24 protein-coding genes are annotated in these 19,489 nt (G+C 67.2%); 17 read left to right on the top strand and 7 right to left on the bottom strand.

Annotation, left to right across the window (positions count from 1 at the left end; translation table 11 throughout):
- Positions 1-142 precede the first annotated feature (142 nt).
- From HTS88_RS20210 to HTS88_RS20170, 9 genes are read left to right on the top strand one after another with little or no spacing between them, the layout of a single operon-like run.
- Complete coding sequence (locus tag HTS88_RS20210) at positions 143-1,717, top strand: ABC transporter substrate-binding protein (protein WP_174181663.1); 1,575 nt, start codon at positions 143-145, stop codon at positions 1,715-1,717.
- Positions 1,718-1,720: 3 nt separating this feature from the next.
- A complete protein-coding gene (locus HTS88_RS20205) occupies positions 1,721-2,656 on the top strand; it encodes an ABC transporter permease (protein WP_174181662.1) in 936 nt (311 codons plus the stop codon).
- The gene (locus HTS88_RS20200; protein WP_174181660.1) at positions 2,653-3,585 is read left to right on the top strand and encodes an ABC transporter permease; all 933 of its coding nucleotides are present in this window, start codon (positions 2,653-2,655) and stop codon (positions 3,583-3,585) included. The genes HTS88_RS20205 and HTS88_RS20200 overlap by 4 nt, the downstream gene beginning before the upstream one ends.
- A 1-nt stretch (position 3,586) precedes the next feature.
- Positions 3,587-4,519 (top strand): ABC transporter ATP-binding protein, encoded by a 933-nt coding sequence (locus tag HTS88_RS20195; RefSeq protein WP_174181658.1) that lies wholly within the window; start codon positions 3,587-3,589, stop codon positions 4,517-4,519.
- Positions 4,516-5,349, top strand: coding sequence for an ATP-binding cassette domain-containing protein (locus HTS88_RS20190; protein WP_174181656.1), 834 nt, complete (start codon positions 4,516-4,518; stop codon positions 5,347-5,349). The genes HTS88_RS20195 and HTS88_RS20190 overlap by 4 nt, the downstream gene beginning before the upstream one ends.
- Positions 5,350-5,404: 55 nt before the next feature.
- Positions 5,405-6,394: an aldo/keto reductase gene (locus HTS88_RS20185; RefSeq protein WP_174181654.1), complete on the top strand. Its 990-nt coding sequence runs from the start codon at positions 5,405-5,407 to the stop codon at positions 6,392-6,394.
- Between the two features lie 51 nt (positions 6,395-6,445).
- Entirely contained in the window at positions 6,446-7,237 is a 792-nt protein-coding gene (locus HTS88_RS20180) for an HpcH/HpaI aldolase family protein (protein ID WP_174181652.1), read from the top strand.
- Between the two features lie 3 nt (positions 7,238-7,240).
- Positions 7,241-8,485: a sialidase family protein gene (locus HTS88_RS20175; RefSeq protein ID WP_174181650.1), complete on the top strand. Its 1,245-nt coding sequence runs from the start codon at positions 7,241-7,243 to the stop codon at positions 8,483-8,485.
- Entirely contained in the window at positions 8,482-9,156 is a 675-nt protein-coding gene (locus HTS88_RS20170; RefSeq protein WP_174181647.1) for an SDR family NAD(P)-dependent oxidoreductase, read from the top strand. Before HTS88_RS20175 ends, HTS88_RS20170 begins: the two co-directional genes overlap by 4 nt.
- A 163-nt stretch (positions 9,157-9,319) precedes the next feature.
- On the opposite strand, the gene HTS88_RS22295 is transcribed toward HTS88_RS20170, so the two are convergent.
- The 3 genes from HTS88_RS22295 to HTS88_RS20155 all read right to left on the bottom strand — a co-directional run bounded on the left by HTS88_RS22295 (position 9,320) and on the right by HTS88_RS20155 (position 10,743).
- On the bottom strand, positions 9,320-9,562 hold the full coding sequence (locus HTS88_RS22295) for an HNH endonuclease (RefSeq protein ID WP_246256511.1): 243 nt from the start codon (positions 9,560-9,562) through the stop codon (positions 9,320-9,322).
- A gap of 214 nt (positions 9,563-9,776) precedes the next feature.
- Complete coding sequence (locus tag HTS88_RS20160) at positions 9,777-10,142, bottom strand: hypothetical protein (RefSeq protein WP_174181645.1); 366 nt, start codon at positions 10,140-10,142, stop codon at positions 9,777-9,779.
- 13 nt (positions 10,143-10,155) lie between these two features.
- A complete protein-coding gene (locus HTS88_RS20155; RefSeq protein WP_343045035.1) occupies positions 10,156-10,743 on the bottom strand; it encodes a hemerythrin domain-containing protein in 588 nt (195 codons plus the stop codon).
- Positions 10,744-11,178: 435 nt separating this feature from the next.
- Here HTS88_RS20155 and HTS88_RS20150 point away from each other — a divergent pair, with 435 nt between their 5' ends.
- Positions 11,179-12,270, top strand: a complete 1,092-nt coding sequence (locus HTS88_RS20150) for a metallophosphoesterase family protein (RefSeq protein WP_174181643.1) — start codon at positions 11,179-11,181, stop codon at positions 12,268-12,270.
- Between the two features lie 40 nt (positions 12,271-12,310).
- Here HTS88_RS20150 and HTS88_RS20145 read toward each other — a convergent pair whose 3' ends face one another.
- Together HTS88_RS20145 and HTS88_RS20140 are read right to left on the bottom strand one after the other, a co-directional pair.
- The gene (locus HTS88_RS20145) at positions 12,311-12,793 is read right to left on the bottom strand and encodes a DUF4231 domain-containing protein (protein WP_174181641.1); all 483 of its coding nucleotides are present in this window, start codon (positions 12,791-12,793) and stop codon (positions 12,311-12,313) included.
- Between the two features lie 25 nt (positions 12,794-12,818).
- Entirely contained in the window at positions 12,819-13,949 is a 1,131-nt protein-coding gene (locus HTS88_RS20140; RefSeq protein ID WP_174181639.1) for a toll/interleukin-1 receptor domain-containing protein, read from the bottom strand.
- Positions 13,950-14,093: 144 nt separating this feature from the next.
- Between HTS88_RS20140 and HTS88_RS20135 the strand changes: the two genes are divergently transcribed.
- The 6 genes from HTS88_RS20135 to HTS88_RS20110 all read left to right on the top strand — a co-directional run bounded on the left by HTS88_RS20135 (position 14,094) and on the right by HTS88_RS20110 (position 17,312).
- Positions 14,094-14,570, top strand: coding sequence for a nucleoside deaminase (locus HTS88_RS20135; protein ID WP_174181637.1), 477 nt, complete (start codon positions 14,094-14,096; stop codon positions 14,568-14,570).
- A gap of 76 nt (positions 14,571-14,646) precedes the next feature.
- Positions 14,647-14,868, top strand: a complete 222-nt coding sequence (locus HTS88_RS20130; protein ID WP_174181635.1) for a hypothetical protein — start codon at positions 14,647-14,649, stop codon at positions 14,866-14,868.
- Positions 14,869-14,965: 97 nt separating this feature from the next.
- Complete coding sequence (locus tag HTS88_RS20125) at positions 14,966-15,511, top strand: flavodoxin domain-containing protein (protein ID WP_174181633.1); 546 nt, start codon at positions 14,966-14,968, stop codon at positions 15,509-15,511.
- 282 nt (positions 15,512-15,793) lie between these two features.
- A complete protein-coding gene (locus HTS88_RS20120; RefSeq protein ID WP_174181630.1) occupies positions 15,794-16,027 on the top strand; it encodes a hypothetical protein in 234 nt (77 codons plus the stop codon).
- 426 nt (positions 16,028-16,453) lie between these two features.
- Entirely contained in the window at positions 16,454-16,948 is a 495-nt protein-coding gene (locus tag HTS88_RS20115; protein ID WP_246256505.1) for a hypothetical protein, read from the top strand.
- A 28-nt stretch (positions 16,949-16,976) separates the two neighbouring features.
- On the top strand, positions 16,977-17,312 hold the full coding sequence (locus tag HTS88_RS20110) for a hypothetical protein (RefSeq protein WP_174181628.1): 336 nt from the start codon (positions 16,977-16,979) through the stop codon (positions 17,310-17,312).
- 111 nt (positions 17,313-17,423) lie between these two features.
- Here HTS88_RS20110 and HTS88_RS20105 read toward each other — a convergent pair whose 3' ends face one another.
- Positions 17,424-18,200, bottom strand: a complete 777-nt coding sequence (locus tag HTS88_RS20105) for an SDR family NAD(P)-dependent oxidoreductase (RefSeq protein WP_174181626.1) — start codon at positions 18,198-18,200, stop codon at positions 17,424-17,426.
- A complete protein-coding gene (locus HTS88_RS20100) occupies positions 18,197-18,931 on the bottom strand; it encodes a FadR/GntR family transcriptional regulator (protein WP_217432766.1) in 735 nt (244 codons plus the stop codon). The genes HTS88_RS20105 and HTS88_RS20100 overlap by 4 nt, the downstream gene beginning before the upstream one ends.
- A gap of 144 nt (positions 18,932-19,075) precedes the next feature.
- Between HTS88_RS20100 and HTS88_RS20095 the strand changes: the two genes are divergently transcribed.
- On the top strand, positions 19,076-19,489 hold a 414-nt coding region (locus HTS88_RS20095; RefSeq protein ID WP_174181622.1), incomplete at its 3' end, for a GntT/GntP/DsdX family permease.

Raw genomic sequence — 19,489 nt, 5'->3', positions numbered from 1 at the left:
GATGCATTCATCATGACATGCTTGCGCGAATCACGCTAGAGGGGTTGCGCAATTTGCGCAGGAGTGGCAAAGTGATGGACACAACATTCGGCGCAGCCACTCCGGCCGGCAGCCGTCCCCCCGATCTACCGAGAGGTCAACGATGACCGTTCTTCCTCAAGGAAGTGAGATTTCCCGCCGCCGCCTGCTGCAGTTCGGCGCGGCAGCAGGGTTTCTGCTGGGCACCGGCAGCCTCGCCGGCTGTGCCGGCCCCACCGGACTCCCGGGCCCCAGCACCCTGACCCTGGCCCTCAACCGCTCGCTGGTCAGCCTGGACAACAAGCTCAACCAGTTCGACGCCGCCGTCACCGTGCAGCGCGCCGTCCGCCAGGGCCTCACCGCCATCGGCCCCGAAACTAAACCCGTGCTGGTCCTGGCCGAGCGCTTCGAGATGACCGGACCCACGGAATGGACCGTCACCCTCCGCGAAGGCATCCGCTACTCGGACAACAGCCCCGTGCAGGTGGAGGACGTAGCCACGGCCCTGAAGATGTACCAGCAGGTGCAGGGCTCCTTTGTGGCCGGCTTCTTCCCCGAATTCCCCGACGTTGTCCCCGTGGATGACCGCACCTTCAGGATGGTCTCCAAGAAGCCCATCCCCATCCTGGACTCGCTCATGAGCATGATCCTGATAACCCCCGCCGCGCAGAACAAGCCGGAGGAACTGCAGGAGGGCGTGGGCACCGGCCCGTACGTGGTCACCAGGTTCAACCGCGGCGCCGGCACCTACAGCCTGGAACGCAACAAGAACTACTGGGGCCCGGCACCGCAGGTGGACAACGTGGAAGTCCGGTTCCTCCCCGAGGAATCCAGCCGCGTCATCGCCCTGCGCAGCGGCGAGGTGGACGTCATCGACTCCATCACCCCGGACTCCCGCGAACAGCTCGCCGGACTTCCCGGCGTGGAACTCCAGGAAGCCTCCAGCCTCCGCCTCAACCAGATCTTCTTCAACTTCCGCAAGCCCGCCGGCCACCCGCTGGCCGATCCCCGCGTCCGCCAGGCCCTCAGCATGGCGATCGACGGCGAGGCGCTGGTCCGCGACGTGCTGGTGGACTCCGTCACCCAGGCCGAAGGCGTCACGCCCTCCAGCCTCACCGGCTACCACAAGACCGGCGAATACGTTTACGATCCCGAGAAGGCCAAGGCCACCCTCGAGGAACTAGGCGTCAAGGACCTCACCCTGAAGATCATCTGGGAAACCGGCGAGTTCGCCTCCGACACCTCCGTGATGGAGGCCCTGGTGGAGATGTTCGGCAAGATCGGCGTCAAGGCCGAGCTGCAGCAGTTCGAACCCGGCGGCAACATCCTGGCCTGGCGCCAGGGCAAGCAGGGCGACTGGGACCTGCTGGGCAACGGCTACCCCAGCCCCACCGGCCTGGCCATCACCATGCTCCAGGGCATGTACTCCGGCACCCCCGAAAAGGAAGCCACCCGCGACACCTACCAGGGCTACGTGATCCCCGAGGTCACCGCCAAGATCCAGGCCGCCTCCGCCGAAGCGGACCCCGCCCGCAGGACCGAACTGCTGAACGACGCACAGCAGGCCGTCTGGGACACCTGGCCCTGCGCCTGGGCGTTCGTCCCCAAATCCGTCCTCGCCCACCGGGAGCGGGTGTCCGGGATCAACCTGGCACCCACCAACTCCTACCCCCTTGTCGATGTCCGGCTGGAGGCCTAAGCCATGACGAACTACATCCTGAAACGCCTGGGACAGGGCCTGCTGACCGTGTTCCTCACGGTGTCCACCGTGTTCATCCTCATCCGCATGGCCCCGGGCGACCCCGCCGTGTCCTACGCCGGCCCGCTGGCCAGCAACGAACAGCTCGCCGCCGTGCGGGAACAGTTCGGCCTGGACAAGCCGGTGCTGGAACAGTACTGGATCTTCCTGCAGCAGCTGTTCACCGGCAACCTGGGCCAGTCCTACTCCTTCCAGGCCCCGGCCATGCAGGTGGTGGCCGAGCGCATGCCGTACACCCTGACCCTCGCCACCGCCGCGATCCTGCTCACCGCCGTCGTCGCCATCCCGCTGGGTGTGTGGATGTCCCGCCGCCCGGACACCGGCAAGGAACTCGGCGTCAACGTGCTCACCATCGCCGGGCAGTCCATGCCCGACTTCTGGACCGGCATCATGCTCCTCACCGGCTTCGCCGTGCTGATCCCCATCTTCCCGGCCTCCGGCTTCGCCACCTGGGGCGGGCTGGTGCTCCCCACCATCACCATCGCCATCCTGCAGATCGCCCTGATCTCCCGGATGGTCCGGCGGGAAATGACCACCAACCTGGCAGCCCCGTTCCTCACGGTGGCCCGTTCCCGCGGCGTCCGCAGCTCCGCGCTCACCTGGCGCTACGCCATGGGCAACTCCGCCATCCCCGTCTTCACCGCCCTGGGCACCCGCTTCGCCGCGATGCTCAACGGCGTGGTGGTGGTGGAAGTGGTGTTCGCCTGGCCCGGCGTCGGCTCCCTGATTGTGCGGGCCCTCGAAACCCGCGACTACCCCCTCATCCAGGCCACGGTCCTCCTCACCGCGCTGCTGGCGGTGGGCGTGCAGCTCCTTATCGACCTCGCCTACCCGCTCCTTGATCCCCGCGTTCGTCTTGGAAAGGCGGCAACAGCATGAGCCTCGACACCGCAACCCCCGCTCCCGGCGGAGCCGGAGAGACAGTCCGGCAGCCCAGCCCCAGTGCCGTCACCAAGGCGGACATCGCCAGGGCAGGCGCCACCCGTCGTCGTAATGCCGCAAAGTGGAAGCTCATTGTTGGCACCATCTGCACCCTGCTGGTGATCATCCCCATCATCCTGGCCCAGGTGCTTCCGCTGCCGGACGCGAACTTCCAGGACCTCGGGGCGCGGCGCCTGCCGCCGCTCACGGACGGCCACCTGTTCGGCACCGACCAGCTGGGCCGCGACCTCCTGTCCCGCGTGCTGCACGGCGGCCAGGTCTCGCTGACCATCGGCCTGCTGGCCGTGCTGGTGTCCGGCGCCATCGGCATCATCCTGGGCGCGGCCGCCGGCTACTACGGCGGCTGGGTGGACACCATCGTCTCCCGTGTCCTCGAAGCCCAGATGTCCCTGCCGCTACTCATGATGCTGCTGCTGGTGGTGGCCCTGTTCGGCCCCTCCATCCCCGTGATCACCTTCGTGATCGCCATCGCCCAGTGGCCAGAAGTCGCCCGCCTCACCCGCTCCATGGTGCTGGTGGAACGCGAAAAGCCGTACGTATCCGCAGCCCGGATCCTGGGCCTGCACAAGATCCAGATCCTCATCCAGCACATCATCCCCAACGTCATCAAGCAGGCAACCCTGGTGGTCCTGCTCCTGCTGGCCCAGGCCGTGCTGCTCGAATCCGCTTTGTCCTTCCTGGGTGCCGGACCGCAGCGGCCCTTCGCCACCTGGGGCCGCATTATCTCCGACGGCCAGGACTACATCACCACCTCATGGTGGATGGTCACCCTGCCCGGCCTGGTGATCGTGCTCATGGTGGTGGGCGTCAACCTGCTGGGCGACGGCCTCCGCGACCGTCCCCGCCGCAAGAAGAAGGGTGCCTGACATGGCTGCCTCACCTGAGACCCAGAAGTTCACCGAGCAGCCGCTCCTGGAGGTCCGCGACTTCCAGGTGGAACTGATCACCGACGCCGGCATCATCCGCGCCGTGGACTCCGTCAGCTTCAGCATCCACCGGGGCGAGACGGTCACCATCATCGGCGAGTCCGGCTCCGGAAAATCGACGACGGCGATGGGCATCCTCCGCCTGCTGCCCGAGGACCTGGCGGTACTGTCCGGCATCGTGCTGATTGACGGCGTCGACATCACCGCCGATCCCAAGGCCATCGACAAGGTGCGCGGCAAGACCCTCGCGCTGATCCCGCAGGACCCCATGACGGCGCTGAGCCCGGTGCACTCGATCGGCAGCCAGCTGTTCGAGGCGATCCGGATTGCCGGCGCCGCCTCCGCCAAGGATAAGGGCGCGCTGCAGGCCCGGGCCGTCCGGCTCCTGGAACAGGTCCACATCCCTACGCCTGAGAAGCAGCTGAAGAAGTACCCGCACCAGCTCTCCGGCGGCATGCTGCAGCGCGTGCTGATCGCCATCGCCCTGGCCAGCGAGCCGCAGCTGCTGGTGGCGGACGAGCCGACGTCAGCCCTGGACGTCACCGTGCAGGGCGGCATCCTGGACCTGCTGCTGGAACTGCAGGAGCAGCGCGGCATCGGCATCCTGATGATCACCCACGACCTCGGCGTGGCCCGGCTGATCTCCGACCGCATCCACGTGATGAAGGACGGCTCCTTTGTGGAGTCCGGCGAGGTCCAGCAGATCGTGGACCACCCTGCCACCCAGTACACGCGTGACCTGCTGGCCGCCGTGCCGGTGCTGGGGCCATGGGACGAGACCCCCGCCGCCGCCCCCGGACGCCGCGCTGCGCACGCCGCCGGATCCTCAGCCACCCCTGACCCAGCCCTCACCCAGACCGGAGCAAAGCCATGACGAAGCCGTTCCTCGCCGTCGAAAACCTCGTGGTGGACTACCACGTGCCGGGCGGCACCTTCCGCGCTGTGGACGACGTCTCCTTCTCCGTGGACAAAGGCAGGACCATCGCCGTGGTGGGTGAATCCGGCTGCGGCAAGTCCACCATCGCCAAGGCGCTGATGCGGCTGGTGACCCCCACCAGCGGGCGGATCGAGCTGGACGGCACGGACATCGCGTCCATGAGCGAGGCCAAGCTGCGGCCCATGCGCTCCAAGTTCCAGATGGTGTTCCAGGACCCGTACGGCTCGCTGGACCCGCACATGACCGCGCAGGAGATCGTGGCCGAGCCGCTGAAGCTGCAGGGCGTCCGCTCCAAGGCGGAGCGGCACAAGGCTGCCGCGACGCTGATCGACCAGGTGGGCCTGCCCGTCCGGTCCCTGGACAAGCACCCGTCCGAGTTCTCCGGCGGCCAGCGTCAGCGCATCGGGATCGCCCGGGCGCTCGCGTCCAAGCCCGAACTTCTGGTCTGCGATGAGGCCACCAGCGCTTTGGACGTGTCCGTGCAGGCGCAGGTGCTGCGGCTGCTGAAGTCCATCCAGGACGAAACCGGCATTACCTACGTGTTCATCTCGCACAACCTTGGCGTGGTGCAGGAGATCAGCGATAGCGTCATGGTGATGCAGAAGGGCAGGCTGGTTGAGCACGGCTCCACCGTGTCCGTCCTGACCGCCCCCAAGGAGGACTACACCCGCAAGCTCCGCCGCGCGGCCCTGGACCCCTCCACCATGACGGGCCTCAAGCCGCGGCACCTGGTCCGCTCCCTGGCCCTCTCGAACCAAACGAACTAGCCCAACCAGGCCTGACCTCTACTCATTGAAGAACGCAACCACGAGGAATCAACGCATGAGCAAGCAGCCCGAAGGCGCCCAGGTGGACGGCCTGAAACTCCCCATCTTCCGGTTGGTCCTGGGGACCATGACGTTCGGCGACACCGCTGACGAGGCCACCGCCGGGCGGATGGTGGAGGAAGCGCTCGACGCCGGCATCACCACCATCGACACCGCCAACGCCTACGTGGGCGGCGTGACCGAGGAGATGCTCGCACGGCTTTTGAAGGGAAAGCGCGACGGCGTCATCCTGGCGTCCAAGGCCGGCATGCCCCACGCGGACCACGGCTCCCATTCGCCGCTCTCGCCCGCTGGTCTGCGCGCCAGCGTGGAGGGCAGCCTGCGACGGCTGGGCACAGACAGCATCGACCTGTTCTACCTGCACCAGCCGGACCGGGCCACGCCTCTCTCTGAGACGCTGTCGACGGTGGCGGAACTGGTTGCCGAGGGGAAGATCGGCGCGCTGGGCGTGTCCAACTTCGCCGCCTGGCAAATCGCCGACGTGATCCATACGGCCCGTGAAGTGGGGGCGCCGCAGCCCGTCGTCGCGCAGCAGCTCTACAACCTGGTGGCCCGCCGGCTCGAGGAGGAATATCTCGAGTTTGCGTCCACCCACAATGTGCACACTATGGTCTACAACCCGCTCGGCGGCGGGCTGCTCACCGGCAAGCACAGCTTCGACGCCAAGCCCACCGAGGGCCGGTACGGCGACTCCAAGCTGGCCGCCATGTACACGCAGCGGTACTGGGACAAGCAGCTGTTCGATGCCATCGGGGAGCTGTCCCGGATCGCTGGCGGCGCCGGGGTTTCCCTCGCAGAGCTGTCCCTCCGCTGGCTGGCCTACCGCGACGGCGTGGGCTCCATGCTCCTGGGCGGGTCCAAGGTGGAACAGCTCCGTGCCAACATCGCCGCCGTGGCCAACGGGCCGCTGCCGGCCGACGTCGTGGAAGCCTGCGACGCCGTGGGCACCTCGCTCCGCGGACCGATGCCCGCCTACAACCGCTGACGCTTTCCCTAGCCGCCCCTGAACCTGAACCGAACTGACTGAAGGACTCTGATGACCTCCGAACTGGCCCTCGAATTCGCCCGCAAGATCCGCGCCCGTGAACAGGCCGTGGGCTACTGGGCGGTGCTGGACGCGCCCGTGGCCACCGAACGCATCGGCCGGCTGGGCTACGACTACGTGGCCCTGGATGCGCAGCACGGCCTGCTCGGCTACTCGGGAGTGCTGAACGGGCTGATGGCCATCGACGCCGGGCACACCGCCGTCGGCATGGTCCGCGTGGAGGCCAACGACTTCACCGCGATCGGCAAGGCGCTCGACGCCGGCGCCGTGGGCGTCATCGTCCCGCTCATCAACAACGCCGAGGACGCCGCTGCCGCCGTGGCGGCCGCCAAGTACCCGCCGCTGGGCGGCCGCTCCTACGGGCCCATGCGCTCTGCCCTGCGGATCGGGCCCAAGCCGGCTGACGCCAACGCCACCACCCTGGTGTTCGCCATGATCGAAACCCCCGAGGGCCTGGCCAACGTCAAGGAAATCTGCGCCACCCCGGGCCTGGACGGCATCTACGTGGGCCCGTCGGACCTGGCCATCGCCGTGGGCGGCGCCTTCCCCGGGGACCCCGCCGTCGACGCCGAATTCAACGCCGCCCTGGAGACCATCGCCGAGGCCGCCGCCTCCGCGGGGATCGCCGCCGGCATCCACACCCCTGCCGGCACCGTGGCCAACCAGCGGCTGGCGCAGGGCTACACCTTCGCCACCATTGCCTCGGACCTGACGCACCTGGAACAGATCGCCAAGTCCCACCTCGACGCCGCCCGCGCCGCTGCCGGAACCACAAAGGACTGAACCATGACAAACACCACCACGGACAGCTACAGCACCATCACCCCGGACGGGGCCGTGAAGCGGGCCGACGGCGCCGACTTCGCCTACCTGCCCGCCCCCACCGTGCAGAGCCACGCCGCCAACCTGCTCACCCTGCCGGACGGCCGGCTGGGATGCGTCTGGTTCGGCGGCACCCAGGAGGGCGTGCCGGACATCTCCATCTGGTTCTCCGCGCTGGAGTCCGGCAGCAGCCAGTGGTCTTCGCCGGAACAGCTGTCCAATGACTCCACCCGCTCCGAGCAGAACCCCATCCTGTTCACCGCGCCGGACAAGTCCCTCTGGCTGCTGTACACCGCGCAGAAGGCGGGCAACCAGGACACCGCCGAGGTCCGCCGTCGTATTTCCACGGACAGCGGCCGCACCTGGGGTGAGGTGGAAACGCTGTTCCCCGCGAACGAAACCGGCGGCGTGTTCGTCCGCCAGCTCCCGGTGGTGCTGCCGTCCGGCCGCCTGATCGTGCCGATCTTCCGCTGCATCACCACGCCGGGGGAGAAATGGGTGGGCAACAGCGACGACAGCGCCGTGATGATTTCCGACGACGCCGGCGCCACCTGGACCGAGCATGTCCTGCCGGGGAGCCTGGGTTGCGTCCATATGAACATCCAGCCCGTGGCGGACGGCTCGCTGCTGGCCCTGTTCCGCAGCCGCTGGGCCGACTCCATCTACGAATCCCGCTCCACCGACGATGGCTCCACCTGGAGCGAGCCGGTCCCCACCGAGCTGCCCAACAACAACTCCTCCATCCAGTTCACCGCGCTCGCCGACGGCCGCCTGGCCCTGGTGTACAACCACAGCCGGGCGGGGGAGGGCACCGAGCGGCGCCTGTCCCTCTACGACGAGATTGACGACGACGGCCTGGCGGACGAGCAGGGGCAGGTCGCCGAACCGGACGCTGCAGCTTTCTCCGAGGACGACGGCGTCAAGCGCGCCTTCTGGGGCACGCCGCGCTCACCGATGACGCTGGCCATCTCCGAGGATTCGGGCCGTACGTGGCCCATCCGCCGGAACCTGGACGTGGGGGACGGGTACTGCCTGTCCAACAACTCCCGCGACGGGCTCAACCGTGAGTACTCCTACCCGTCCATCCACCAGGGCCCGGACGGTGCGCTGAACATCGCGTACACGTACTTCCGGCAAGCCATCAAGTTCGTCCGCGTGGACCCGCAGTGGGCGTATGACGGCACCACCACGCCGGGCGGGGACGCATGACCAGGCACGCGGTGGTCACCGGGACCAGCTCGGGGATCGGCAAGGCCATAGCCCAGCGGCTGCTGGCCGACGGGTGGAGGGTGACCGGCCTGAGCCGCAGCGAGTCGTCCCTGGGGGAGGGCTTCCAGTGGGTGCAGGCTGATCTGTCGGAGCCCGAGTCCCTGGAGCCCGTGGTCTCTTCGCTGGAACCGGCGGATGCCCTGGTGCACGCCGCCGGGTTCCAGCGGACGGCCCACCTGGGTTCCCTTGATCCGTCCGCCCTGGCCGGGATGTTCACGGTCCACGTGGCGGCGGCATCCGTGCTGGCCAACGCCCTGGTGCCGTCCATGCCCGACGGCGGCCGGATCGTCCTGCTGGGCAGCCGCACCTCCACGGGCATGCCGGGCAAGAGTCACTACGCCGCCACGAAGGCTGCCCTGATGGGCCTGGGGCGGACGTGGGCGCAGGAGCTCGCGCCGCGGGGTATCACGGTGAATGTGTTGTCCCCGGGCCCCACCGACACTCCGATGCTGAACGACCCCGGCCGCGCTGCCACCCCGGTGAAGATGCCCGCGCTGGGAGCCCTGGTGGACCCGGAGGACGTGGCTGCCCTGGCCGCGTTCCTGCTGGGCCCGCACGGCAAGTCCATCACCGGCCAAAACTACGTCATCTGCGGGGGAGCCTCCCTCTAAGGATCCCGACGCCCGCAACCCAACCTCACCCCCCAACCCCAACATCCTCAACCCCCTGCGACGCTCTCTCACTTAATACAGGTTTTTGGGCACCCTCTCTCACTTACCGCAGGTTTTCCAGCAACGCTCTCGCACTGCGGGTGGGATGACATTCGTTGCGGGCCTACGGAAGCGGCTGCCTCTCGCCGACGGCCACGGCAGCGTCCAGCGGAACGTAGGTCCGCCGTCGCCGTTCCAGCCGCATTTGTTGTTCCGGAGACGGGATTCGTGCGCCTTTGGCGCGGTTGCACCGGCTGCAGGCGGCCACAAAATTTCGCAGGCTGGTGGACCCGCCCTTCGACCAGGGATAGAAATGGTCGCCATGCTCGGCCGCGCGGGAGCACCGGCGGCCAAAACCCGTCTCCATCTCGCACACGCCGCCGGCCCGCGCACTGGATCCCGCCGTCGAACGTCCCGTGCGTTGATCACGGCCGCCGCAATGATGAGGACGACGGCGATGGCGCCTGGGAGCATCACAAAGGCAAGTACATCGGCCGCCATCCCGCGGAAGACCTCCGCAGACCGTGAGGCTGCCGTCCCGGGTCTAAGGGGATCGTATACTCGCGATCTCCCGGACGGACTTATCCGCGGTAGTCCAGGGCGTCGAACTGCTCCTGCCAGTGCGACTTCTCGCCCTCCACATACAGCCGGTGCGACGAGTTCCATTTGGGCCATATCTCAGCCGCGGCCCTGCCGCCGGACTCCCCGGGGCCTGCGACCCGCGGTGCCTGCCGTGGGGGTGGCGCCCGGTGTACGTTCCGGTTGGGGCCAGCGGCGGTTTTCCTCTGAACGCTCGGCCGGCTTTTTCCTCCGATGAGCAGGTGCGCGAGGTTCGCGAGCCCTACAACCAGGCCGAACGCCGCCCAGAGAATACCTACCAGGACCATTGCACCCAAAAGGACGCCAATCCACAGCAGCAGCCCGATCGCAGGAACCACGAAGACCATGGCCGGCCGGCCTTTAAAGCGTCTCGGGGATCGGGCGTCCTGGGAAGAGCATCGAGTACTGTTTCCGGTACATCCTGCGCCCGATGAGTCGGTAGCCCAGGCGGACCGGCGGTGGGATCTCCTTGAACAGTTCCCTCCGGTCTGCGGGCGGGTTCGTGGCCAGCACCATCCCCAGATAGGTGACCAGGAATTTCTTGTCGAACTGCTCAATGCTGTGCTGCCCCAGTCCGTTCATTTCCTTCTCGGTCATCACCCTGTCCGCCACGGGCATCATCTCCGTGACTTCCCGGCGCAGGTGCACTTTGAGGATTGCCGACAGGTCCTCGTAGCGCCCGGCCAGTTCCGCAGCGGACTCTGCATCGGGCGTCGCTATCCAGCGCCGGCGGACGGGCTCGATGCCTTCGAGCCGCTGGGTGACCTGCCGGTGCTGCTCCAGCATTTGTGCCACATGCAGCGCGCACGCAGGTGCCCGTTGGCCCAGCTGCGGGTACATCAGCAGGTCCTCGCCCTCGTGGTGGATGTGGAGTACCTTGTCGAAGTTCCCGAGGACTTCCCCCACGTAGGCGGAGCGGGCAGTGTCGCCAGGTTCAACGGAGCGCACCAAGCCCGGCCTCGTCGTATGCCCACAGGAAAAAGCGGTGTATGCGCCGCATGCCCGCGGTCCCGGTGCAGAGGACGGGTCCGGGCGGCAGTGGAGGTGCGGTCTCGCCAGGATGCATTGTGAAGAATTCGTTCATTGGAGGGGCCCCTAACGGCGGTCAAGCGAAACCAGGACCTCTCCCCGGGAGCATAATATCGCTTGCGCCAAAGCCGAACAATGGTTCGAACCAGCCGCAAAGCGGCCAACCGGACAGGCTCCCTCTCATCCAGAGGCCTCAGCACAAGACCCCGTCAGCCGACGCACCCCGGCAGGCGTATCCGGGCGGACGGGGTGCCCTTGACACCCCGTCCATGCCTGGGAATTATCAAAAGTGCCGGCGCATCTGGTTGTCCCTCGCAGGACGGCCTGCGGGCCGGCTTCATGGAGGGTTACCGAATGCAGCCAGCACTCCCGCGACGCAGGTCCTTGCGGAGCGTGGCCGCAGCCGCTGCAACCCTTGTGGCCGCCTCCGTTGCGGCGTGCACCGCCACTCCGCTCCCGCCGAGCCAGCCGTCCCCGGCTGTTTCGTCCCCGGCCGCGACCCCCAAGGCAGCCCTGCCACCGATTCATGGCCAGCCTGCCTTTCCCCTGCGTGATGTCCGCATTGCCGCGGTGGGTGACATGAACGGCGTCAGGACTTATGCGCCGGACAGCCCGTCCGGCAGGAACGCTGCGGCGATCACGCGGCTCGTGCAAAACCACGAGGTTGACGCGTTCCTGGGGATCGGGGACTTCCAGTACGACGCCGCGTACTGCGACGACTACGTGAAGTACTGGTCGAGGCTCTGGAGCGGCACACTGCCCAAGCTGTACTGGGTCTCCGCCCCCAACCACGACTGGAAACCCGGCCGCAATGAAGACCTCGACAATTTCATGAATGGCCAGTGCCCGGGGTCCTCTGCCAAGTCTGCGATCAACCATGAGCGCGGATTCATCGAAAACGGGCAACCATACTCAAAGGATTTTGGGAACTGGCACTTCGCGTTCCTGTCCTCCGCGCACTGGCGGTACAACCCGGCGCGGGCCCAGGCGCTGACAACGTGGCTGGACCGGGACCTTGCTGCCGCCAAGGCTGCGGGCAGGCACCTGGCAGTGGTGCACCACGAGCCGTACTTCACGTCCAGCACGGAAACGCATGAGCGCAACCTGGACCATAAGCCGTGGATCGATGTGATGTGGAAGCACCGGGTCCGCCTGATCCTGTCCGGGTCGCAGCACAACTATGAACGCTCATGCCCGGTGGACAACGCAGACCAGTGCGTGAGCGACGGGATGACATCGTTCCAGGTTTCCACGGGAGGCGTCGGACTCCGTCCTTTCACCAGCAGCCCGCCCTTCATCGTGAAGCGGTTCAGCGACACCCACGGGTTCCTTCGGCTGACACTGAAGGTCGACGGGTCCTTCGACTGGGAGTTCGTTCCAACGTCGGGACCGAGTACGGACGCGGGGACGCGTTCCGCACCGCAGTCACAGCCGGCGCCGGAGTAACGAGCCGCGCAGCCCTGACCACAAGGGGCTGCATCCCGCCCTACCGGTCTTCCTGGCGGCCCGGAGCCTGTTGCTGGCTGCTGGTCCACTTGGCGTGCTCCTGGGAGATCAGGCCCTCGATCCGCTCGGCCAGCTGCTGGTGCCGGTCCGCGCGGAGATACGGCCCTGCCTTGGCCAGGTACAGGTAGCGCTCGTGCTTGAGCGCCTCGGCGGTGGAGCGGTAGGTGATCCAGCGTTCCTGGAACTGGTACAGGTGCTGGGCACCCTCCAGGACGACGATGACGGCGGCCAGGGTGCCGGTCACCAGGACCGGGCTCCCAATGCCGGCCACCACCGGCAGGGTGGCGGCGACCGCGAGTTCCAGCAGCTTGAGCCACTTGTAGCGGCGCTGGTTGTCGCTGCTCTTGGTGTCATACCAGGTGATCTGGTCCTCCAGCCGGTCCCACGTGGGATCGTCGGCGGCGGGCCGGAGTACGGCCGCGATGGGCCGTGCCGGTCCTGGTTCGTCCCCGCGGCGCACCATCGGCTTCCCTTTCCTCTAGAGCTGGCTACTCGGCCAGGACAAAGAACACCTGCCACCTATCCGGGCAGAAGCGATCCCCTGACAGCACATAGCAGGGCCACATTGCCCATCCGCCGGCGGCGTTGAGCAGCACCCTGCCCTGCGCGGTGACGGTTTCTCCGGGTGCCAGGGCCCTTCCTTCATTCATGTCCTCGGCATCCTTGTTGTCACCCGCTGGATCCCGCACGCCAACAAACGTGTACTCCAGCTGCAGGCGCTGGTCCGTGGTGTTCGTCAACGCGTAGCTCACCGTGACCGTATCCCCGACCCGGGGAGACTCCGGATCGCGCCGGCTCGTGGCCTGCAGTCCGCTCAGCTGGAGCCCGTCTTCGCTCGTGACCGTGGACCCGTCCACGTCAATACCGCCGCCCCCGCCGCCGGCCTGGACGGGCGCCTGCCCGCCGGCAGTGTTGGCGCTGGGCGACGATCTGTTCTGGAGGTTGGCGAGGAGCAGCACGGCCAGCAGGATCACGACGGCGACGGCGGCCGCCCCTCCCAGGATCAGCGTCCGCGGGGCGAAGTGCCCGCGCTGCCGCGGCAGCGGCTTCGGGTCCCCTCCTGTGGTGGCACCCGGCTCGGCGGCAACCGCCGGGGCCGGCACGCCGTCGTCGTCCTCCTGCGTTTTCCGCATCTCCGCAAGGGTCCCGTCCAGCACCTTGAACAGCCGGCTGGTGTCGAACTCGAAGCGGGCGGGGCTGAATTCCAGGGCCTGCCGGCGGACCAGCTTTGCCAGGCTCTCGGGCAGTTCATCGGCACGCGGCATCCTGGCCCCGTCCACCAGGATCGGGATGACGCGGACGTTGCGCGTCAATGCGGCCTGGATTTCCAGGCGCACAAAATCGTCAGCGTCGTCGAGGCGGCGTTTGCCGTGCTCATCGGCGATGGTGACCCACTTGTCGCCGATCAGCACCAGTACCACGTCGCAGGAACCCACTGCCCTGGTGATCGCCTCGACGAAGTCATCGCCCAGCTGGATTGAATCGACGTCCTTGAAAACCTGGCCGCCGCCGTAGCGGTCCGCCAGCCGGTCGTATAGCCAGCCGGCCGGGTAAGCGGTCTCTTCCCGCCGGTAACTGATGAAGATCCGACCCGAGGCGGTCGGGAGCGAACCAGCCATTGTTCACGCCTTCTAACCAAGCCATGCCCCGGGGCAATTATACCGGGGCAGGGCCCGCCAGCGGGAGGTCACGGCGGCGGACCGGCGGTCCAAACAGCGGGATTTTCTAAGAGGAGCCCGGAGCGGGCATGCAACAATGACGCCATGACCCACGAGCAGCATTCCTCCACCGCGCAGCTGGACAGTACCGACCACCCCGCATTCGAGGCCGCCTACCGGGCCGCCCAAAAGAGCCTGGCCGGTGGCGGCATTCCCATCGGGGCCGCGCTCGCCCGGGACGGCGAGGTGGCCGCCAGCGGGCACAACGAACGGGTCCAAAGCGCCGATCCGATCGCGCATGGGGAAATGTCCGCGCTCCGCGCAGCCGGCCGGCAAAAGACCTACCGGGACACCACGCTGTACACCACCCTGGCACCGTGCGCCATGTGCGCCGGAACCATTATCCAGTTCAAGATCCCCCGTGTGGTGGTGGGGGAGGCACGCACGTTCGACGGCGAGCTGGAGCTCCTCCGGTCGCGCGGAGTTGAGGTGGTGGTGCTGGATGACCAGCGCTGCGTGGACATGATGCGCAGCTTCCAGGCAGACAACCCGGAGCTGTGGGCGGAAGATATCGCGGAGTAGGGGAGTTTTCCAGGGGCACTGCTGCGGTCAGTCAAGGGTGCGTGACGTACTCCTGCCAGCGTGGGACACTTCGGCCATGAGCATCGACCAGTGGTGGACGAAACTGCAACCAGCGACGCGGACGTGGCTGATCAACAACAACGGGGATGAGGTGCCGGCGGCAGTCGCAGCAGAAATTGCCGGCGCGGGCGGACCGGCCACCGACGATCCGTGGTGGTCCGGCCAGGGCGAAACCCCGGGGCACTACTTCCCGGACGACGCCATCGACTGGGTTGAAGCGGCCGCGAACGAGGAGTAGCCCGCCTAGGATACGGCCCCAGTCTCGGGACCAACGGCACATCCCGGCCGCAGCCGTCTCCATCAGACTGGAGGCGGCACGATTCGGAGGTTCAGCCATGACTGTTTTAGTTGCCTATGCCAGTGCGCTGGGATCAACCCGGGACATCGCCCACCACATAGCGGACCGTTTGGCAGCTGGATTGGACGGCGTCGAGTGCCGTTCCGTGGAGGAGGTCGAGTCGGTCTCCGCTTACGACGCTGTTGTGGTGGGCAGCGCCGTGCACAACCAGTCGTGGCTGCCCGCGGCCGGTCAGTTCTTCGCCCGCCATGCCCCTGAGCTGGCCAAACGGCCCGTCTGGGCCTTCAACGTGGGGATGGCTGATGCACTGCCGAAGCCGTTCCGCAAACGGGGCGCGGGACTGCAGCAAGCGCGCCTGGCAGGAGCACTGCCCCAGGACGTATCTCTTCGCGGCCACAGGATGTTCTCCGGTGTCTACAACGCGGACCAGATGTCGCCAGCGCTGCGCTTCCTGTTCCGGCTCGCCGGCGGCCGCTTCGGAGACTTCCGGGACTGGGCCGCCATCGACGCCTGGGCCGACGACATCGCAGCCCAGCTCGCCAAGCCTGCGTCACCCACATCATCAGGGAATACCGCCACCTAACAACACCGCACAACGACGGCGGGCGGCGGCTCACCGGCTACGGCCAACCACCGTGCGGGCTGCCCAACGTGCGGGGTCCCCAGCGAGGGGGTTCGCGTACCCGCGATGTGTCAGAAGGGTCTTCCCTTCCGAATTTGGCCATGCTTAGTATGGGAGAGGGTCAGGCAACGGCCATTCTTCCGTCAAAGGAGCCGTCCATGACCCCCACCACCACCGCCGAGCTTTCCAGCGACGCGCCCGCCTGCACCCCGAAACGATCCTTTCCCCGCTGAGGTACCAGCAATGAGCGGACGCGCGATTTCGGGGATTGGGAGCCAGCCGAGGCTGACGCTCGGCAGATGGCCATTCACACCTACCGACGACCTCATGAAGCTGCGGGAGACCCTTCAGAGGTCCTTGGATATAGCCAGGCTGGAGGCCACTGAGAAGCTTCTGGAACAGATCGACCAGGAACTGCGCCAGCGGGCACGGAACCCGTTGTACAAACAGGTCAACGGCACGGAACGGCCCCTATAGCCGGCGGGGTGTGGCCCATGGAACGCGGGGAATCCGTTCGGGGGTGGGCCACACCCCGCCTTACCACCTTGTCCGGGGAGGGGCACCTGTGTGCCCCTCCAAGGTAAAAGCAGCACCTGCCGCCACCTACCGGCTCCGGGCCGGACTTAAGGCCCTTCTACGGCGGGCTGCCCGGACGTATCTTGAAGGCGGGGCCACCACCTGCGGCCCGGATCAAGAGGGGGCATCATGGGCCGGATCAAGCACTCTGTATTCGGCGCTCTAATGTTAAGCGCGGTGTTCGCGCTCTCCGCCTGTTTCGGCCCGCCGGCGCCGGCGCCCCCCAGCACTTCCGCCGCCCCGGGCACTGTCCCGACGCCAACCGGCAGCTCCGCTGCCCCCACATCCACGGCGAGTCCGGCGCCGCCGGCCACCCCGGGTGTGACCATGGGGCCCACAACGTCCGTGCCGCCCTCGTCAATGCCCGTCAGTCCAACGACAACGGCGGAACCGGCGTCTCCGGGGCTTCCGGAGCAGGTCGCCCCGCTGACCATTTACTACATCGCCATTGACGACGGCGGGATTTCCGGGCCGCTGATCGGCTGCGGCGACAGCCTGGTGGCGACCACCACGGCCCCGGTCCGTTTTACGGACCAGGTGGGCCCCAGCATCGGGGCCCTGCTCGCGAACAAGAACCGCGATGTGGGGCTGTCCGGCCTGGTGAATGCCCTGTACCAGTCGAATCTCACCTACACGGGAGGCCAGCTGGACGGGAGCACTATCACCATCCACCTCGAAGGGCAGTTCATGCTGGGAGGCGTGTGCGACGTTCCGCGCGTCAAGGCCCAGCTCGAGTACACGGCCATGACCGCAGCCGGGGCCACAAGCGCCCGGGTGCTCGTCAACGGCCGTCCCATCGACGAGGTGCTCAGCCTCAAATAATTTGCGTCCCGGGTGCAAGGAGGTCGCCGTGGTGCGTTGGGATCTGGGGCTTGCCGGCGTGGGACTGCTGGCCGTCATGTCGGTGGCGTTCGGACTGATCGCCCACCTGATCGTCGGACACCGCGTCATGAAGTGGTTATGGCTCGTCTCGGCAGCCCTCTACTTCGCCGCGGGGATCCTGGTCAGTGAAGTCTGGTTTGGGTGGGCCACCGCGGAGGAGTTGCAGCCTAATATCGACGGTCTTTCCTACGACGAGGTGCACCTGGTGACGCTCGCTGGCCTGATAGGTGCTGTTGTCGCGAGAATCATGGTCAGAAGGAGGCCGCACGCCACGGGAGAGCCGCAGACGCGACCCGAACCGTAGAGCCAGCCACGGCTGGCTCAACAACCGCGGCGGGGCGGCCGGCTGATGTGCCGGCCGCGCCGCCGTCGTACTTTTCCGGACAGGTTGCGAAGGTCCCCGCCTGGAACCGCTCTAGGAAACCTGCAGGCCGCCGTTGATGTCATAGGTGGCCGCGGTGATGAAGCCGGCGTCCTCGCCCATGAGGAAGGCCATCAAAGCCGCCATGTCATCTACGGTTCCCACGCGGCCCACCAGGATGTCCCTGGACATCTCCTTCTTCCGCTCATCGGTCAGGGTGCCGCCCATTATGTCCGTGTCCACGGGCCCCGGGGCGATGCAGTTGACGGTGATCCCGTGCTCGCCCATCTCGCGGGCCAGGGCGCGGGTGAAGCCGATGATGCCGGCCTTGGCGGAGCTGTACGCGACCTTTGAGTAGGTGCCGCCGCCGCGCTGGGCGGAGATGGACGAGATGCTCACCACCCGGCCAAGTTTCCGGTCAATCATTCCGCCAAGCACGCGCTGGGTCACCAGGAAGGTCCCGGTCATGTTGATCGCGAAGACCCGCTCCCAGCCTTCCTTGGTTTCCTCCATGAAGGGCCGCGGAGAGCTGATGCCGGCGATGTTGGCCAGCGCCACGATGGGAGGCAGCTCCGCCTCGACGCGGCTGATGGCAGCATCGATGGACGCCTCGTCCGACACATCGGTCTGCAGTCCCAGCGCCTGCACGCCGTGCTTTTCCCCGATCTCCTTGGCAGCCAGGGCCGCTGCCTCGCCGTCGATGTCCAGGATGGCGATGTTCCAGCCCTCGCCGGCCAGCCTGTCTGCAGTCGCGCGGCCAATGCCGCGCTCCGAGGCGGCGCCGGTCAGGACGGCCGTGCGTGCAGCGGGAAAAGTGGTGGTGTGGGTCATGCTGGTTCAACTCCTGTGTTGGATTCCTTGGCCTTGATGAAGCGCGCGTAGTCGTCATAGGTCTGGTTGATGTGCTCGTCCATGGCCTTGCGGGCTGTTTCCGGCTCTCCCGTGGCAATCGCCGCCAGGACCAGCCGGTGGTGCTCCAGGGCATGGCGCTGGACCTCGGGAAACGCAGAGGTTTCCCGGCGCGTGGTGTAGAGCAGGTGGCCCAGCTGCCCCAGCAGCGCAGGGAGGAACGGGTTCGCCGAAGCCCTGAACACCACGTTGTGGAAGGCAAGGTCCGCCAGGGTCACGGCGTCCAGGTCGCCGGCCTCGTGCGCCGTTTCCAGGTTTGCAATTGCCTTCTCCATGGCGGCAAAATGCTCGGCAGTGGCGTGCCGGGCTGCGAGCTCGGCGGCCCCGGTTTCCATGATGCGGCGGACCTCGAGCAGCTTCAGCGCTGCCTCGTCAATCCCGGTGCCGCGGGCGGCTGCCCGGAGGATGGCCTCCAGCCCCGTCCATTCCTCGGGCGGATTGACGTAGGTCCCCAGGCCGCGCCGCACCGTCACGATGTTCTGGGCCTGCAGCGTCTTCAGCGCCTCGCGGACCGTCAGCCTGCTGACGTCGGCGGCCTTGGCGATCTCCGCCTCCGCCGGCAGCGATGACTGTGGCGGGAGGTCACCGGAGAGGACGCGTTCCAGGAGATCGGCGAACACTGAGTCTGCGAGTGTCTGGCGGCTCACCGGCATCCCTCCTCCATTGGCTTGTCAGATGTCTTATGTCCGGATAGTGTGGCACCCGTCACTCAACGGAGTCAATTCCAACCGGTAATGCGTCTTTCGAGGAGGGCCGGGCAGCGCGCCCGGGCTCTTGTCCCCAAGGAGTACATCAACGTGGATATACAACTGCTACTTGCGCTGGTACTGGGCATCGCGACCATCGTCGTGCTCGTACTTCGCACCCGGCTCGACGCCTTCGTCGCGCTGCTCATCGCTGCCCTTGTGACCGGCCTCGTGGCCGGCCAAAGCCCCCTCGACATCGTCAAGGCCATCACCACCGGCTTCGGCAACACCCTCGCCTCGATCGGCATCGTGATCGGCCTGGGTGTGGCCATCGGCAAGATCCTCGAAGTTTCCGGCGCCGCCAACGCGCTGGCCCTGGCCTTCCTGCGGCTGTTCGGCAAGGGCCGGGAGCCCTGGGCCATGGGCACCGTCGGCGCCCTGGTGTCCATTCCGGTCTTCTGCGACTCCGGCTACGTGATCATGAACCCGCTGGCCCGCTCCATCGCGAGGGTCAAGCGCGCCGGC

This window comes from Pseudarthrobacter oxydans (assembly GCF_013314975.1).
GTDB lineage: Bacteria > Actinomycetota > Actinomycetes > Actinomycetales > Micrococcaceae > Arthrobacter > Arthrobacter oxydans.
The sequence above is the reverse complement of the archived record's forward strand: the minus strand, read 5'-3'. Positions and strand labels throughout refer to the sequence as shown.

Bases quoted from the DNA above. Each gene is read 5' to 3' on its own strand.
- HTS88_RS20185 (WP_174181654.1), top strand. From the start codon at position 5,405: ATGAGCAAGCAGCCCGAAGGCGCCCAGGTGGACGGCCTGAAACTCCCC.
- HTS88_RS20180 (WP_174181652.1), top strand. From the start codon at position 6,446: ATGACCTCCGAACTGGCCCTCGAATTCGCCCGCAAGATCCGCGCCCGT.
- HTS88_RS20160 (WP_174181645.1), bottom strand. From the start codon at position 10,142: ATGGTCTTCGTGGTTCCTGCGATCGGGCTGCTGCTGTGGATTGGCGTC.
- HTS88_RS20195 (WP_174181658.1), top strand. From the start codon at position 3,587: ATGGCTGCCTCACCTGAGACCCAGAAGTTCACCGAGCAGCCGCTCCTG.
- HTS88_RS20130 (WP_174181635.1), top strand. From the start codon at position 14,647: ATGAGCATCGACCAGTGGTGGACGAAACTGCAACCAGCGACGCGGACG.
- HTS88_RS20190 (WP_174181656.1), top strand. From the start codon at position 4,516: ATGACGAAGCCGTTCCTCGCCGTCGAAAACCTCGTGGTGGACTACCAC.
- HTS88_RS20120 (WP_174181630.1), top strand. From the start codon at position 15,794: ATGAGCGGACGCGCGATTTCGGGGATTGGGAGCCAGCCGAGGCTGACG.
- HTS88_RS20210 (WP_174181663.1), top strand. From the start codon at position 143: ATGACCGTTCTTCCTCAAGGAAGTGAGATTTCCCGCCGCCGCCTGCTG.
- HTS88_RS22295 (WP_246256511.1), bottom strand. From the start codon at position 9,562: ATGGAGACGGGTTTTGGCCGCCGGTGCTCCCGCGCGGCCGAGCATGGC.
- HTS88_RS20125 (WP_174181633.1), top strand. From the start codon at position 14,966: ATGACTGTTTTAGTTGCCTATGCCAGTGCGCTGGGATCAACCCGGGAC.
- HTS88_RS20100 (WP_217432766.1), bottom strand. From the start codon at position 18,931: ATGCCGGTGAGCCGCCAGACACTCGCAGACTCAGTGTTCGCCGATCTC.
- HTS88_RS20145 (WP_174181641.1), bottom strand. From the start codon at position 12,793: ATGGTGCGCCGCGGGGACGAACCAGGACCGGCACGGCCCATCGCGGCC.
- HTS88_RS20115 (WP_246256505.1), top strand. From the start codon at position 16,454: ATGGGGCCCACAACGTCCGTGCCGCCCTCGTCAATGCCCGTCAGTCCA.
- HTS88_RS20105 (WP_174181626.1), bottom strand. From the start codon at position 18,200: ATGACCCACACCACCACTTTTCCCGCTGCACGCACGGCCGTCCTGACC.
- HTS88_RS20200 (WP_174181660.1), top strand. From the start codon at position 2,653: ATGAGCCTCGACACCGCAACCCCCGCTCCCGGCGGAGCCGGAGAGACA.
- HTS88_RS20140 (WP_174181639.1), bottom strand. From the start codon at position 13,949: ATGGCTGGTTCGCTCCCGACCGCCTCGGGTCGGATCTTCATCAGTTAC.
- HTS88_RS20205 (WP_174181662.1), top strand. From the start codon at position 1,721: ATGACGAACTACATCCTGAAACGCCTGGGACAGGGCCTGCTGACCGTG.
- HTS88_RS20170 (WP_174181647.1), top strand. From the start codon at position 8,482: ATGACCAGGCACGCGGTGGTCACCGGGACCAGCTCGGGGATCGGCAAG.
- HTS88_RS20150 (WP_174181643.1), top strand. From the start codon at position 11,179: ATGCAGCCAGCACTCCCGCGACGCAGGTCCTTGCGGAGCGTGGCCGCA.
- HTS88_RS20175 (WP_174181650.1), top strand. From the start codon at position 7,241: ATGACAAACACCACCACGGACAGCTACAGCACCATCACCCCGGACGGG.
- HTS88_RS20135 (WP_174181637.1), top strand. From the start codon at position 14,094: ATGACCCACGAGCAGCATTCCTCCACCGCGCAGCTGGACAGTACCGAC.